The following is a 16,066-nucleotide window of genomic DNA, read 5'->3' as shown; positions in this document are numbered from 1 at the left end:
GCTTTCTAAAACTACGCCTTTTAATTACTATTTACCTATTGTCTATGCTCATAATGACAACATAAATAGTAACAAAAGGCGCTTTTTGGGTTATATTTAGTAATTACTGTGCTACTAAAAGCCTATCCGGAATAGGACACGGATAAATTTTGACTTCAGGAATTGGCACAACAAACTGTCCACCCCACTCGCCAATAAATGCCATTTGTTCCATAATTTCTTCCTTGAGATTCCAAGGTAAAATTAGGACATAATCTGGTTTAGTTTCGCGGATTTTTTCTGGTTCAAAGATGGGAATATGAGTCCCAGGTAAAAATAAGTCTTGTTTATAAGGATTGCAATCGACTGTATAATCGATAAAATCTTTCCCAATCCCACAGTAATTAAGCAATGTGTTGCCTTTAGCTGGTGCGCCATAACCAGCGATTGATTTACCTTCTGCTTTAGCTGTCAAAAGGAAATTTAACAGCTTGCGCTTTGTTTCTTTGACTTTTTCGCCAAATGTAATGTAAGTCTCTATCCGATGCAGTCCAGCAGCAATTTCTTTTGCTTTTAGATAGTTAACTCGTTCACTAATACCAGGGTTATCAGCATCATCATGTTTGGCATAAATTCTTAGTGAACCGCCGTGAGTTGATAATTCTTCTACGTCAAAAAGTTGTAAGTTGTGCGCTGTAAAAATCTTTTCGATAGTTAGGAATGAGAAATAAGAAAAATGTTCGTGATAAATTGTATCAAACTGATTTTGTTGAATCAGTTGCAAAATGTGAGGAAATTCCATCGTCAAAATACCATTCGGTTTAAGGATGAGTTTCATTCCAGCGATGAAATCATTTAAATCTGGTACATGAGCTAAAACATTGTTGCCTATCAAAAGATCGGCTAGTTTTCCTTGTATAACTAGTTCTTTGGCAGTTTCAACTCCAAAAAACTTGTTGATACTAGGAATCCCTCTATCTTGAGCTATCTTGGCTATATTTGCGGCTGGTTCTATTCCTAAAACCGGAATTTTTTTCTCTACAAAATATTGCAGTAAATAGCCATCATTGCTGGCAATTTCAATAATTTGATTATGATGATTAAACCCAAATTTTTCTACCATCATGTCAGTGTAAGCCTTGGCGTGTTTTAGCCAACTTACTGAGTAAGAAGAGAAATAAGCATAATCACTAAATATACAATCGGGAGTTTCAAATTGTTCTAGTTGAACTAAAAGAGTATCTTCGGAAACATAAGCATGGAGAGGATAAAATTTTTCGGCATGATTTAGCTGTTCTGCTGTTAGATAAGCATTGGCTAAAGGTGACATTCCTAAATCAATAAAGGTTTGGTGCAGAGGTTGACCACTGAAACGACATTTTGCGTTAGCCATAAATTCCAATTCACTGATTGCAAATAATTTGATGGATGAAATAAGTCCGAACCAATAATATTTGATTCGGAGGTTTAAATTATTTCTTCTTTGCTGCTAGGCAACTATATCTACTTTTTGTTCCAAAAGAAATCTTTGTCAATTTGCTCGGTACGAATTAGATACTCTAACTGTTTTAAACGGGTGAATCCTCTAAATAAGAAAGTATCTTCAGCCATATCTATTTGACTGAATAAATCAAATAGCTGCTTGGCACCAAGGCGAGCATTCCAATCACATTTAAATCCAGGGAGAATTGTGTTGATTTTCTCGAAAGATACCCGATAGCTACGGTTATCTGAGCCGTTGTTACCAAAGGACAATTTACAGTCTGGGAAAATATCAGCAATAATTTCTGCGATTTCTTTGACGCGATAGTTGTTTGCTGTATCTCCGACGTTGAAGATTTGGTTATGTACAATGTCGCGTGGTGCTTCCAAAGCGCAGACTATTGCTTTGCAAATATCCAATGCGTGGACTAATGGCCGCCAAGGTGTACCATCACTGGTCATTTTGATTTGTTTGCTAGTCCATGCCAACCCTGCTAAGTTGTTTAGAACAATATCAAAGCGCATTCTGGGTGAAGCACCAAAGGCTGTGGCATTCCGCATAAAGGTGGGAGAGAAGTCATCGTCAGCGAGTGGTCTAACATCTCTTTCTACGAGAGTTTTGCATTCTGCGTAGGCTGTTTGGGGATTAACTGGGGATTCTTCTGTGACATCACCTGCGGTAGCAACGCCGTAGACGCTGCACGAAGACATATATACAAAGCGGCGCACACCCATAGCTTTAGCTAGGCTAGCGAGACGAACTGAACCTACATGATTAATTTCGTAGGTAATATTCGGTGCTAATTGTCCGGCTGGGTCGTTGGAGAGTTCTGCCATGTGAACTATTGCTTCAACGCCTTCTAAATCATCAGGGGTGATGTTGCGGATATCTTTGTTAAGGGTTTTGGGTGTTACCCCATTAGCGTTGTATAGCCAACCAACTTTATAAAAACCGGTATCTAGACCGATAACTTCATGTCCGCGTTCAATTAACAGAGGCGGTAATAATGAACCAAGATAGCCTTCTGTTCCAGTTACTAATATTTTCATTGTGGTTAATACCTTTGTATTGATGAGTTAAATTTTTCGTTTAGTAGGGACACGCATCTGTGCGCCCTACAGCGTGTTGCATCCTGAAGGGAACGGCTATATTTTTCGTTTGTACGTAATAACTCGACCTCTCTCCAAACCTCTCTCCTCTGAGGAGAGAGGCTTTGAATTTTACTCCCCTTCCTTTGTAGGGAAGGGGTTGAGGGTTAGGTCGTTGGACTCAACCCAGAAACGCTATATATAAATCGGCTAAGAGTCATTACGTAGTTACTAAAACCTTTTACAGGCTTACTCGTTGGGTAGCAGCACTTTATAGCGGTTCCTAATTAATGCACTAAATTTTTTCTTGTGGGATGGGCAATCTTGTCCGTCTCTTGTATTTCCTGGCACTCATTTTGCTCACCCCACAATATTCATTGCTTAATTCAGCAGCACCGGAAGTAACTATGATATCTATGCAGTTACTACATTATTTAGATGCGCGAGTTGGGGGATTTCTGCCACCAGCGCTTTGCCGATTTCTAGAGAAGATGTAGCCGCAGGGGAAGGAGCATTGCAAACATGGATGGAGTTTTGACCGGAAACAATCAAAAAGTCGTCTACAAGCTTGCCGTCGTTCATCAAGGCTTGAGCGCGGACTCCTGCATGGGTGGGAACTAAGTCTTCTGCTTGGACTTCGGGAATTAGTTTTTGCAAACTTCTGGTGAAGGCTGCTTTACTAAAGGAACGAATGATTTCTTGGATGCCTTCATCTGCGTGTTTGGCTGCCAATTTCCAAAAACCAGGATAGGTGACGACTTCAAGAAAATCCCGTAAATCAAAGTCGGTTTTTTTGTAGCCTTCGCGTTTGAGTGACAGAACCGCATTTGGCCCTGCGTGGACGCTACCATCTATCATTCGGGTAAAGTGGACACCGAGGAAGGGGAAATCTGGATTGGGAACTGGGTAAATTAGTGTTTTGACTAGATAGCGTTTTTCTGGGGTGAGTTCGTAGTATTCTCCCCGGAATGGGACGATTTTGGCTTGGGGTTCAACTTTACCTAGTTTGGCGGTGCGATCGCTATGCAATCCCGTACAATTAATTACAAAGCGCGTTTCAAAGTTACCTTTGTTTGTTTCTAGTACCTGATTTTTACCGCTTGGGGAGATTTTCAGAACTTTTGTATTGAGATGCAAATCCCCACCCTGCTGTTGAATTAGCTGGGCATATTTCAAACAAACTTGCTTGTAATTAACAATACCAGTTGAAAATACCCGAATTCCACCTACGCATTTTACGTGAGGTTCAATTTCCCTGACTTCTTCGGGACTAATTCTCTTAACTTCTATGCCATTGTCTAAGCCGCGTTGGTAGAGATTTTCTAAACGTGGTAGTTCTTGTTCTTCAGTTGCAACAATTACTTTACCACAAACTTCATGCTCTATTCCATGCTCTTGGCAGAATTCTACCATAGAGCGAGAACCGTCACGACAAAATTTAGCTTTGAAACTTCCTGGCTTGTAGTAAATGCCAGAATGAATTACCCCGCTATTATTGCCAGTTTGGTGAAATGCCCATTGACTCTCTTTTTCTAGTACTAAAATACGCGCATTTGGATAGCGTTTTCCTAAAGCTAACGCTGTAGAGAGTCCAACTATTCCCCCGCCTATAATCGCAAAATCATACATCAGTATTATCGCACTTCAAGTTACAGTAAATTTATTTGTCATTTGTCATTTGTCATTTGTCATTTGTCATTTGTCATTGGTCATTTAATTTTTGAATTCTGACTTCTAACTTCTGACTTCTGAATTCTGAATTCTGACTCCTAACTCTTTCTACCATACCTTCCAAGGAGCTTGATTGCTATTCCATAGCCCCTCTAAGTAGTTTTTATCACGTAAAGTATCCATTGGCTGCCAAAAACCATCATGTTTGAAAGCAGATAGCTGTTCCATATCGGCTAGCTTTTCTAATGGCTCTTGTTCCCATACTGTCGAGTCATCAGCAATCAAATTGATTACTTCTGGTTCTAACACAAAATAACCGCCATTAATCCAAGCTCCATCACCTTCAGGTTTTTCCCGAAAGCTGGTAATTTTAGTTTGCTCATATCCCAAGGAAATGGCTCCAAAACGTCCGGCTGGTTGAACGGCTGTGAGTGTTCCTAATGTATTTTGTTCTTTGTGAAACTTCACTAGCTCGGTGATATTAATATTACTTACACCATCACCATAAGTAAAGCAAAAAGTCTCATTACCAAGATGTTCGCTGATTCGCTTTAAGCGTCCGCCTGTCATGGTATTATCACCCGTATTTACTAAGGTAACACGCCAGGGTTCTGCATAACCAGAATGCACATTCATCTGGTTAAATCGCATATCAAAGGTAACATCTGACATGTGTAAGAAGTAGTTAGCAAAATACTCCTTAATTATGTAACCTTTGTAACCGCAACAAATGATGAAGTCATTAATGCCGTGGGCGGAGTAAGTCTTCATTATGTGCCAAAGAATTGGCTTACCACCAATCTCAACCATCGGCTTGGGTCTGATACTGGTTTCTTCACTGAGACGTGTACCAAGCCCTCCAGCCAAAATCACCGCTTTCATGCAATTACCTCAGAGATTTGTAGGGATATTATTATTTGACCGTGCCAATTTTAGATTTTGCGGTGCAGCCCTGCGGATGGGTTTCTCTTTGCGACTGCACCAAGACGGATTTTGGATTAGAAGAGTTTTTTGGTACATACCCCGCTCTGAGAGTGGGCGGAATAAATCTGTTCATCCGGTCGTGAGATTCGATAACTAATGGCAAATCTCAAATCCAAAATCTAAAATTGATTGACTTTTTGACATGAAGAGGATGCACTTAGATTGAGAAAAATTGATTTCTGATTTGTTTTTCTCCGTCAACAATCTAACTGTAATTTTCCCCAAATTTATAAAGGAAAGATAAATTAACATCTTTTCTATATAAAAGCTATATGAATATCTATAAACATGAAAATCAAGTATAGCAACAGTCAAGGTGGTTAGGACATCAACAGATGATGAGACTTAGACACAAAAGGACTTTTCACCCAGTTCCCAGTCCCTTGCTATACTTAATTAAATAAAAAATGTCGCCAATAAAATAACTAGGATTAGCTTATGCTAACCCTAGTCAGGCTTGGTTTATTCACTCAAAACTAATAATATACAAGTAATAAAACTTACTTATTTTTAGTTAGTTTTGTCCAGATCGCTTGAGGTTTGGAATAAAGGATCGCATTTGTTTTCTACAACAACACATAAGTTACTTAGTGCTTGTTGATAATTATCCATATCATCTTGCTCAAGAAACATTTTGGCAGATGCCTGTACATCTTCGATAGCTTTCGTTTGGTTCTTGTTAGATTCACTACCACCATATTGTGCTAGCTCATAACGAACCATACCTCGTTTGAGATATGCTTTTGCTAGTTTGGGGCTAATTGCTAATGCTTCGTTCAGATCGGCGATCGCTAGTTTATACTGTTGCTCATAATCGCTGCTATATTGAGCAATTTGATAATAGACAACACCTCGCTGAAAGTAAGCTTCTGCTTTGGATACATTCAGTTTTATCGCCTGAGTAAAATCTGTGATTGCTTTTTTGTAATCTTGTTGAGATTCACCGCTATATTTAGCCATTTGGGTGCGGACAATCCCTCGTCTGATATGAGCTTCAACTTCGTTATTATCCAGACCGATGGCTCGATTATAGTCTGCGATCGCTAGATGATACTCGGTATCAGGATCGTTGCTATATTCGCCGAGCATATAGCGGGCATTACCCCGATTCACTAAAGCTTTGATTTGATTGGGATTGATTTTGAGAGCTTGGCTATAGTCTGCAACTGCTCCTTCGTAGTCTTTCAGGTTATAGCGGGCATTGCCACGATTTACAATTGCTCTGGCATGTGTCGGTTCTTGTTCAATTGCTTCGCTAAAACTAGCAATTGCTTTTTCATAGTCTCGGTCTTTGTAAGCAGTATAACCCTGCTGATAGTAATCAGCGAAGCTGAGTTTGTTAACTGTCTGGCGAGACTTCAATGTTTGTTGAGTGTAAGCATTTTGAGAAACCAACGGCTGAGTAAATTTAATCATTACGTCCGCATATCCCAATAAACCAAAACCCAGTAAGCAACAAATAACCGGGTACAATTTTGACTTTTTGGAACGTTTTTGACGTGAACCGCTTGGGGTCATTACTGGCTGCCAGTAATTACTTAAGTGCGGTGACATACTTCGCTGTGGAAAATGCGGTGTTTGGGTGTAGCGCTTTTTCGCTTTGACTCGCGGTTGGAGATGTTCTCTAGCTTCTATAGCCCGATGTGATGGGAAGGGGTCGCGTCCGCCTAATCGCACGGTACGTTCACACCACGGACAACTACGCATGTGGTTGTTGTAGCGATGCTGAGGATTTGTAGTACAAGTAATTAGGGAATCTTCAGCTTCAGCAATTGCTGAGAGCCAAGTCTGAGCGCTGGGGCGCAATTGTGGGTTGCTGTGACCCTCTTCAAAACAACGGACGAATAATTCTTGTAAGCTAGGATGAAGAATTTCCCAAGGGGGTGCAATGGGGGTAGGTAGGTAGGGTACGTACCGTTTTTGGCTGTAAGTAAAATGACCTGATGCAATGCGAGCTTCGTAGGGCGGTGGCTCAATAGCGCCTTGAAAAATCCCCGAAAATGGGTGAGTGCCTTCCATTAAAAGTTGGAATAGCAGCACTGCTAACCCAAATAAATCGTGAGAAATTTCGCGATCGTGCTGGGCAAAAGTTTTATTCTGTAGTTCTGGTGGAGTAAACTCTGGTTTCCCGACTGGGCAGCGATAAACAACATTGCTGTTGGGGTCGAGTACTTGGAAAGAGTCTGTATCTATCAAAGTCACTAGTGCGGTGTCACTGACGAGGATATTTGACTCGTTCACATCACCTATACAATATCCACTAGCGTGCAAAGCAGCAAAAGCTGCTGCCAAGTTACGAGCCGTGCGGAGCAGGTACTGATAGTTGAATAGGGGACAGTGTTGGCGACGGGTTCTGGGGTTGTAAAAGTCGATGATTGGACGCATCCCCTCAATCCGTGGCATCAAAAAACCCAGAATGGGATTTTTGCCATCTGCCGCCCGTAATAAATCCTCTGGCCAAGCGATAGAGATATGCCCCAAACTAGCCGTAGGGTTTTCTGGCGGGTTGGCAAGCATTGCTTGGAGTTTATCAGCATGGGCTGTAGTTGGCTTGTGGTAAATCTTTGCCACCAAGTTGTTATCGGATGGCACTGCATAAACACAAGCCTCACCGCCACGCCCCAAACTGACATTGAGGCTGAGGATTTCTTTTCTACTAGGGGAACAACGTAGTACCTGCATAATGAAATTACCGCTAACGGAAGTTATTTAGATGTGAAACCTGTAAATTGATTGCTCATGAGTTGAATGCAGCTATAATGAGTGTCAAATCATCATCAGTGCGTTGTGTAATTCGGTCTGAGCGTAAAAACTTTACTAACTGCTCCTTTGCTTCTGTCTTATCCTCGGTATTGGCTACAAATTCAAATAGCGGAAAAAAGAAAGGTTTGTGAGGTTCACCAACAACCATATTCAAAGCCAGCATTTGTAGTCCGTCTGTGATGATACCAACATTAACTATGTCGGTGCGCCATAATCTCATCTGCGCTGTATCTAGGGCCGTAGGTGAAGTTAAAAACGTGGTTTCGTTAATGTATTCGCCGCTATCAGGTATAGTCAGTGCTAGAAGGTTGCCCGTGCTATCTTTTGCCACTGCTAAACCATCACCTATTTGCACTACAGCGACAACTTCTGGTGTGGCAACCATCATAATTAAGGTAGTTGCTAAATCTTGAAGCTGTTTCTCACAAGTAGCCGCTTCAGCTTCCACAGCTTTTTTGGCGGCTAGTATGGCATCATTTAAGAGCGATCGCACATAAGCATCATCACTCAAAAGTTTTCGCGTGATTCCTTTACTGGAAATGTTTTCTATTGCTGTCTCCACAGCAATCATCGCTCCCACCTTTCCAAGGCTAGCAGAACCAGCCCCATCTGCTGCGGCCGCCACTAAAACATTATCTGACAATATTTGCCAGTGATGAGCATCCTGACATAACTGCTTGTTTTTTAAGTGGCTTGTACCACATACAGATGCAGCTACAATCCGCCATTGAGCAATCTCTTTTGATATATTCATAGATTTTTTTTCAACAGCTAGCTGCGTAAACATCAAGCTGCGATTTTAATTAAACAGTCCCCCAACCAATAGGTGGTAATGCTACCTGTTCGTCCACTTGCGAATGAGAAACAGCTGACATACTAGTTGATAACCAGACAAACATCTCGATAAAATTTAATCCTTTGAGCTTCAAAGGTGTACGCACAGTTATTTGATTTAAACGTGTCATATTTGCATTTTCGACACCTACTGTAAAAAATGCTACCCGTTTATTCGCTTCATCTCCCTGTAAGCGCACAGATGCTTGTTCTACTACATTCTCTAACTCGCCTTGCGGTTCACCATCAGTAATCATGAATACCCAGGGACGATAGTAAGCAATCCCGTTAGTACGATACTGAGATTTTCGCTCTTGAATTATGTCCAAAGCTTTATGAATGCCTGCACCCATTGTAGTCAACCCCTGTGCTGTCAAAATGGGCGGATTGAATTGATCGGCAGTCACAAAGTCTTGTACTACATTGACATTACTATCAAAAGTGACGATCGCCACTTCTACTCGTCTGGCAGCTAAGGAGTTTTTGACTAATTCATCCTTTAGGCTGAGTAAACCTTGATTTAAAGCCTCAATGGGATCTCCTTGCATCGAGCCAGATGTGTCTAGTAAAAGTACGCAAGGACAGCGTGGCTCTGGGTTCTCAGCAAATTCTACGACTTCATCAAGTCTTAACGTATCATGCATAACTTTTTGTGTTATGTTAAAATTCAAAGCTTTATTTCCCTTTCGTCAGAGTATATAATTTCAATCGCTAAGGCGACTACAGAATATAGTACCTAGTGGTAGATGCTCTAATCTTTATTAAACAAATTATTTTCATGAAGTTCTCTATATCTTTAAGAAGAACTTGTGTACATTTTAGTTTAGCAAAAAATAGTATATCAAAACCCAGCCTTACCTGTTGTAATGTATCTACCAAAAATTTATATCCATTAAACCTACAGTACAATAAATACGTAGACTTTCCTATATAACTTTTTAAAGATTTTATGTAGAAGAATTCTTCCTTTACACAAACATTATTAACGATAATTAATATCGTCAATAGAAGTATGCCAGTGTAACTGCGTGAACTTGGAATCAAATTTTTCTGTTTTAGTGAGTGGGCAGAAATAAACATCATTCTTAAAGTCTTAAGACAACAGGTGTCAAAAGTTGGTCAAATCCAGTATTAACCAACATCTACTGATAATTTAGCTATGATAAATGCTTATCTTTATTCATCCCCGTTTTGTTGTTCTTTGAGAAAAGTTAAGTAAAAAGTACCAAATGTAACAAATAAGTTATAAAACTTATAATTTTTAAAATATCTACATATTTTAAAAGGAATAACTTGTTCGTAGATAAATATTACAAAGAAGAGGATGCTTCATCACTGATATTTTCAATCTACAAATCTTCGGTTATTGATTCCGCAAAAAAACTTGAAAAATATGAATAATTCAGGTGCATTCACCAAACTACGTCCTCTAAGTTTGTTAAGACAGTTATCCAATTGCTCCGATAGTACTTGTTTACAAGCATTAAGTAACTCAGTTTATTGGTCGATTTACTTAGAACAAGGAAAAATAACTTACGCTACCCATTCAGTAGAACCTTTTGATAGACTAGAACGCCATTTGCGCCGCCTTAGTCACCAAATTCCTGTGCTTACTAGCAAGGTTCGTGTTCAAGTCCGTCTGATGTTTGAACCTGACTATCACACTCAGTTAATCGAAGATGACAGCAATTCCAGAAGCCACCCTCCTGAGTATCAGGCAATATCCTGGCTTGTTAGTCAACAACATCTACATTCTACACAAGCAGCCGTGCTGATTCAAGAATTAGTTAAAGAAGTAATTGAATCATTTTTGCTGATCGCAGAAGGTACTTATGAATTAACAGAACCTCTTGATAGAATGCCAAGAATTTGTCGGCTAGATGTCGAAAAAATTTTAGAACGTTGCCAAATAAGATTACAGAATTGGCAGGCTTTGGTTCCGCAAATTTCTTCTCCCTATCAACGTCCATATCTGTTGATGAACAGCAAAATTGAGGAAAAAGATTTACCAAAACTTCAGCCAGATTTAACTGATTGGATGAAGGGTTTTAGCCTGTGTCATTTGGCGACAATTTTGAATCAAGATGAAATCCAATTAGCTCGCAATTTATACCCTTATATACTTAAGGGTGCGATCGTCTTGCATGAACCCGATCCACCTTTTGATAAATTACCAAAGATATTTGAAGAGGTATGTCTACGACGGGCTATGCCTACGCTTTTGGCAAAATTAATTACGGATATAGCCGATATCAAGCAAGAGTTAAATACTACCGTTAACCCTTACCCAGATATTTCTGAGGAGAATATAGCTCTTGTTCCACAATTACCACAAATTTCTGAGCCTCCAAAAGAAAATTTTCAGGAACCGACAACATCAAATAACATAAATCCTGTTTCCCAAACAGTAACAGCTGCTACTGTCACGGTTAAAAAAGTTCACAAAATTGTTTCTGTTGATGATAGCCCGACAATTCTTAAAGAAATTAGTTATTTCTTAGAAAATGAAAATTTTTCTGTAGTGACGATTAACGATCCAGTAAAAGCCGTTTTATCAATTATAAGGCATAAACCAGACTTAATTCTGTTGGATTTAAACATGTTAGGAATTGATGGTTATGAGTTGTGCCGGATTATACGAAATAATCCAATATTTCAAAATACTCCGATTATTTTTGTTACGGGGAATAAAGGAATTGTAGACAAAGTAAAAGCGAAACTGGTCGGGGCATCTGGATATCTAACTAAACCGTTTACTCGCGCCGAATTGCTGAAAATAATCTTTATGCACTTGAGTTAAATGAACCACAAAATCTAACGACTTTGAGCTATTGAGGATAAATAAATATGGCTACAATTTTAGTTGTTGAAGATGCTCCTTGTCAGTTGGAGTTAATCAATGGTTTTTTAAGTGACAGCGGATATAAGGTAATTATGAGATGAGCAAGGCAATAAATCATCTTCTGGATGCGATTATTACTGATGTGGTAATGCCAGAAATTAGCGGGTTTGAATTCTGTCACCAACTGAAAAAAAATCCAGCGACTCAAAAAAGTACCAATTATTATTTGTAGTTCTAAAAATCAGCCGATTGACTGGATTTGGGGAATGCGACAAGGTGCAAACGTTTATTTAACTAAGCCTTTTACTAAACAGCAATTACTAAGTGCGCTCAAATCTCTTGTAGAGTGAGAGAGATAATTCGTAATTAAAAGAGTCAGTACATGGCTACTAATCTAGAAATTGACGAAAACTTAATTAAGGAAGCTCTCGAACTTGGTGGTCATCCAACTAAGGACGCGGTTGTTGAAGAGGCATTACGAGAGTATGTGCAACGTCGAAAGCAACTGAAAATTCTGGAGCTATTTGGCATGATTGAATATGACGATGATTATGACTACAAGCAACAGCGTCGGAGTCGATGAAAGTCATTGTTGATACTTCAGTCTGGTCTTTAGCTCTCAGACGCAATTATAAAGTTGATGAATCACCCTATGTTGCAGTGTTGCAAGAATTAATTACTGATGGTCGAGTTGCTTTGCTTGGCGCTGTTCGGCAAGAGATACTCTCAGGAATTCGTGATGCCAATCAATACAATCGGTTGAAAAATTATCTCCGTGCATTTCCCAATCTGGAGTTAGATATGGAAGACTATGAACTTGCTTCTGAGTTTTATAACACTTGCAGAAGCAATGGTATTCAAGGTGCAAACACAGATTTCCTAATTTGTGCCGCAGCTGCTCGGAGAAATTACAAAATAATAACCACAGATAAAGATTTTGATAATTTTAGTCAGCATATTCCCATAACCTTGTTTCAATAATGTATTTGGATTCGTCAAAATATTTTCATAAAAATCTCTGTAGTTGCTAATCAATAGACGTAATAAATCTTCTGTTAAAAATATTGGAGTTGATAATGATTTTGGTGACACGAAGATGCCGGACTCCATAACTAAAAGTGCAGTAGACAATAAAAGTTTTTTGTAATGCTGAAAAGACCCAAAGCCACTACGGTTGCGAGTCCAACTTTTAACAAGAGGTTTAACTTGATTTACAAGCCTATCAAACTCATTGTTTTCTTCCATCATTAAAAGCTTAAGAACGATACACGATAATATTTCAAAGCCGTCCATAACCTGGAAATACACCTTTGTTGTAACTCTATACCACAAATTTCTGCCTCAATAATATTGTTCTGCCAGTCTAACGTAGTAGGATTGTTCAAGTGAAAGGGTACGCCTAGCGGGATGAGTAGCCATCGATCGCTTCTTGCACCCTAAAATAAGAACAAAAGAAGATTCCTAAAATAAGCACACTCCATGCGTATTTCTCTAAATTGGCTGCGCGAACTAGTAGAGATAAAACTTAGTCCAGAAGAATTAGCCGAAACCCTGACAATGGCGGGGTTTGAGGTTGAAGATATTGAAGATCGCCGCACTTGGGCAAATGGCGTGGTTGTAGGGAAAGTGCTTGAGCGTCAACCCCACCCCAACGCCGATAAATTGAGTGTTTGCCAAGTTGATATCGGTGCAGCTGAAACTTTAAATATTGTCTGTGGCGCTGCCAATGTGAAGGCAGATATTTATGTGCCAGTAGCAACTACAGGTACTTACTTACCCAACATCGATTTAAAAATTAAACCTGCAAAACTCCGTGGTGTCCCATCTCAGGGCATGATTTGTTCTTTAAAGGAACTCGGTTTGCCCACCGATGTAGACGGAATTCATATTTTTACTCAAGAAAATTTACCGTTGGGTAGTGATGTGCGTCCGTTGTTGGGTTTAGATGATGTAATTTTAGACCTGACAGCAACTGCTAATCGCGCTGATGCTTTGAGTATGGTAGGCGTAGCACGCGAAGTAGCAGCTTTAACTGGTGGAAAATTGAGCATTCCTGAACCTGGTGAAGTCTCTATTAGTAAAAGTTCGGGAAACTTAGCTTTAAAAATTGCCGATACCCAAGCTTGTCCTGCATACATCGGTACAGTAATTGAACAGGTGAAAATTGCTCCATCTCCCGAATGGCTACAACAGCGTTTGCGTTCGGCTGGGGTACGTCCCATCAGTAATGTTGTGGATATTACTAACTACGTTTTGTTGGAGTGGGGACAACCATTACACGCCTTTGACCGCGATCGCCTAAAATCTGTTGCAAGTAGCGAAAATTTAACCATTGGTGTCCGTTTCGCTAATAATGGAGAATCCCTTAAAACCCTGGATGGACAAACTCGCACCCTCTCAACCCAAAATTTGTTAATTACCGCTAACGACAGACCTGTTGCATTGGCGGGAGTCATGGGTGGAGAAGAAACAGAAGTCCATGAAGGGACTCAAAGCCTAGTTTTAGAAGCAGCTTTGTTTGATTCTGTGGCAATTCGCCGTTCTTCCCGCAGTGCAGGGTTAAGAAGTGAGGCTTCTGGCAGATATGAACGGGGAGTTAACAGCGCTGAGTTGGAAATAGCTAATCGTCGCGCTTTATCTTTAATTAGTGAATTGGCTAGTGGAATTCTTGTCCAGCAGGAAATTGCCGACACCCGCCCCGATCCTGCTACTTGGAGTCGTTCTATTGCACTGCGTTTAGACCGAGTTAATCAGATACTAGGGCCAATCGATTTGGGCGAGGATACAGGTGAACTCCAAGGACAAGATGTTGAGCGCATCTTAACTGCTTTGGGATGTAAGTTGACTGCTTTAGGTGAAGATAGCAGCAATCAACCTACATGGTCAGTTTCCGTCCCACCTTATCGTTACCGCGACTTAGAGCGAGAAATCGATTTAATTGAAGAAATCGCCCGTCTTTACGGTTACAACAGATTCTGTGATACCTTACCAGAAAGAGCCGAAGGTGGTTATCTATCTTTAGATGAGGAAGTGATTCGCAAGTTACGAGCTTTCCTCCGGGCTGAAGGATTGACAGAATTAATTCACTATTCTTTAGTCAAACCAGGAGAAGACAGACAGATAGTACTGTCAAACCCCTTATTTGCTGAATATTCAGCCCTACGAAACGATTTGTTATCTGGGTTGATTGATGCCTTTCAATACAATTTAGAGCAGGGTAATGGGGCGCTGAACGGCTTTGAAATCGGAAAAATCTTCTGGCGAGAAGAAGACGGTTTGCAAGAAACAGAAGCCTTAGCTGGGATTATCGGAGGCGATCGCACCGTTGGCAAATGGTCAAAAAGTGGACGCGAAGAACCCATCACCTGGTTTGAAGCCAAAGGCATTTTAGAAAGTGTATTTCGGCAACTTGCCTTCCAGGTAGAATTCCAACCCGATTGTCGAGATAATCGCTTACATCCAGGACGCACCGCTTCTTTGTGGATTCGGGGTAACAGACTGGGTATTTTTGGCCAACTCCATCCTCAACTGCGACGAGAAAAAGGTTTACCAGATTCCGTTTATGTTTTCCAGTTGGATCTAGATGTGCTTTTAGACTCTCTAGGGCAAGATGAAGTTCTTGTGCCAATATTCCAGCCCTATTCTACCTATCCAGCTAGCGATCGCGACATCGCCTTTTTTGCACCTGTGAAAATCTCAGTTTCCGAAATTGAAAAAGTAATTACCAAAGCTGGTAAAGATTTGCTCGAATCGGTGGAATTATTTGATGAATATCGGGGTGAAAATGTCCCCGAAGGACAAAGGAGTTTAGCATTTCGTCTAGTTTATCGGGCTAGCGATCGTACTTTGACTGAGGCTGAAGTTGAACCAGTACACAATAAAGTCCGCGAAGCCTTGGTGGAAAAATTCGGCGTGAACTTGAGAAGTTAGGAGTAAATACGGGAAAAGGTTACAGGTGACGGGGTACAGCAAAGAAAAACTATTCTCTGTAACCTGTACCCTGTAACCTATAAACTGAGATTTTAAATTTTTAATTGATTAACCATGCCTAAATATGTACTCTGGGGAAGTTACTGCAAAGACGTTCTTGAAAAACGCACCCCATACCGTCAAGCTCATTTAGACGGATTAGCAAAACAGAAAGAATCCGGTGTGCTGATTACCATTGGCCCCACCAAAGATGTCACAAAAGTTTTTGGGATTTACGAAGCCGAAGACGAAGCCACTGTACGCCAGTTAATTGAAAATGATCCCTACTGGAAAAATGGCATCTGGACTGAATATTCTGTCAAAGAATGGATTCAAGCTTTATAAATTGGGCATGGGGCATTGATTTTGACATCCTCACCGCCGTGAACGCACTCTTAAGAAGGAGTAATGAGTAACAAGTAATAAGTAATGAGTAAATCCCCATTTTTCATC

At 40.3% G+C, this 16,066-nt stretch carries 12 protein-coding genes and 1 pseudogene; 6 read left to right on the top strand and 7 right to left on the bottom strand.

Features of this window, described 5'->3' with window-relative positions:
* Positions 1-103 precede the first annotated feature (103 nt).
* From RMZ41_RS07260 to RMZ41_RS07230, 7 genes are all read right to left on the bottom strand, one after another.
* A complete protein-coding gene (locus tag RMZ41_RS07260; RefSeq protein WP_322645453.1) occupies positions 104-1,372 on the bottom strand; it encodes a class I SAM-dependent methyltransferase in 1,269 nt (422 codons plus the stop codon).
* A 110-nt stretch (positions 1,373-1,482) separates the two neighbouring features.
* Positions 1,483-2,511 (bottom strand): SDR family oxidoreductase, encoded by a 1,029-nt coding sequence (locus RMZ41_RS07255; RefSeq protein ID WP_322645454.1) that lies wholly within the window; start codon positions 2,509-2,511, stop codon positions 1,483-1,485.
* A gap of 453 nt (positions 2,512-2,964) precedes the next feature.
* On the bottom strand, positions 2,965-4,179 hold the full coding sequence (lhgO, locus tag RMZ41_RS07250; RefSeq protein WP_322645455.1) for an L-2-hydroxyglutarate oxidase: 1,215 nt from the start codon (positions 4,177-4,179) through the stop codon (positions 2,965-2,967).
* 150 nt (positions 4,180-4,329) lie between these two features.
* Positions 4,330-5,103: a glucose-1-phosphate cytidylyltransferase gene (rfbF, locus tag RMZ41_RS07245; protein WP_322645456.1), complete on the bottom strand. Its 774-nt coding sequence runs from the start codon at positions 5,101-5,103 to the stop codon at positions 4,330-4,332.
* Positions 5,104-5,715: 612 nt separating this feature from the next.
* The gene (locus RMZ41_RS07240; protein WP_322645457.1) at positions 5,716-7,887 is read right to left on the bottom strand and encodes a tetratricopeptide repeat protein; all 2,172 of its coding nucleotides are present in this window, start codon (positions 7,885-7,887) and stop codon (positions 5,716-5,718) included.
* A 55-nt stretch (positions 7,888-7,942) separates the two neighbouring features.
* Positions 7,943-8,722: a PP2C family serine/threonine-protein phosphatase gene (locus RMZ41_RS07235; RefSeq protein ID WP_322645458.1), complete on the bottom strand. Its 780-nt coding sequence runs from the start codon at positions 8,720-8,722 to the stop codon at positions 7,943-7,945.
* Positions 8,723-8,771: 49 nt separating this feature from the next.
* Positions 8,772-9,446, bottom strand: a complete 675-nt coding sequence (locus tag RMZ41_RS07230) for a vWA domain-containing protein (protein ID WP_114082323.1) — start codon at positions 9,444-9,446, stop codon at positions 8,772-8,774.
* 749 nt (positions 9,447-10,195) lie between these two features.
* Between RMZ41_RS07230 and RMZ41_RS07225 the strand changes: the two genes are divergently transcribed.
* The 6 genes and pseudogenes from RMZ41_RS07225 (at position 10,196) to RMZ41_RS07200 (ending at position 15,958) form a co-directional block, all read left to right on the top strand.
* On the top strand, positions 10,196-11,602 hold the full coding sequence (locus RMZ41_RS07225) for a response regulator (protein ID WP_322645459.1): 1,407 nt from the start codon (positions 10,196-10,198) through the stop codon (positions 11,600-11,602).
* 47 nt (positions 11,603-11,649) lie between these two features.
* Positions 11,650-11,994 (top strand): annotated as a pseudogene (locus tag RMZ41_RS07220) (PleD family two-component system response regulator).
* 32 nt (positions 11,995-12,026) lie between these two features.
* Positions 12,027-12,227, top strand: a complete 201-nt coding sequence (locus tag RMZ41_RS07215; protein WP_322645460.1) for a type II toxin-antitoxin system VapB family antitoxin — start codon at positions 12,027-12,029, stop codon at positions 12,225-12,227.
* Positions 12,224-12,625, top strand: coding sequence for a PIN domain-containing protein (locus RMZ41_RS07210; RefSeq protein ID WP_322645461.1), 402 nt, complete (start codon positions 12,224-12,226; stop codon positions 12,623-12,625). Before RMZ41_RS07215 ends, RMZ41_RS07210 begins: the two co-directional genes overlap by 4 nt.
* A gap of 498 nt (positions 12,626-13,123) precedes the next feature.
* Positions 13,124-15,574: a phenylalanine--tRNA ligase subunit beta gene (gene pheT, locus RMZ41_RS07205; RefSeq protein ID WP_322645462.1), complete on the top strand. Its 2,451-nt coding sequence runs from the start codon at positions 13,124-13,126 to the stop codon at positions 15,572-15,574.
* 114 nt (positions 15,575-15,688) lie between these two features.
* Positions 15,689-15,958, top strand: coding sequence for a YciI family protein (locus RMZ41_RS07200; protein ID WP_322645463.1), 270 nt, complete (start codon positions 15,689-15,691; stop codon positions 15,956-15,958).
* Positions 15,959-16,066 lie beyond the last annotated feature (108 nt).

Origin of the sequence: Nostoc sp. DedVER02 (assembly GCF_034530675.2) — a bacterium.
Lineage (GTDB): Bacteria > Cyanobacteriota > Cyanobacteriia > Cyanobacteriales > Nostocaceae > Nostoc.
Note: the sequence above shows the minus strand (reverse complement) of the source record. Positions and strands in the feature narration are given on the sequence as shown.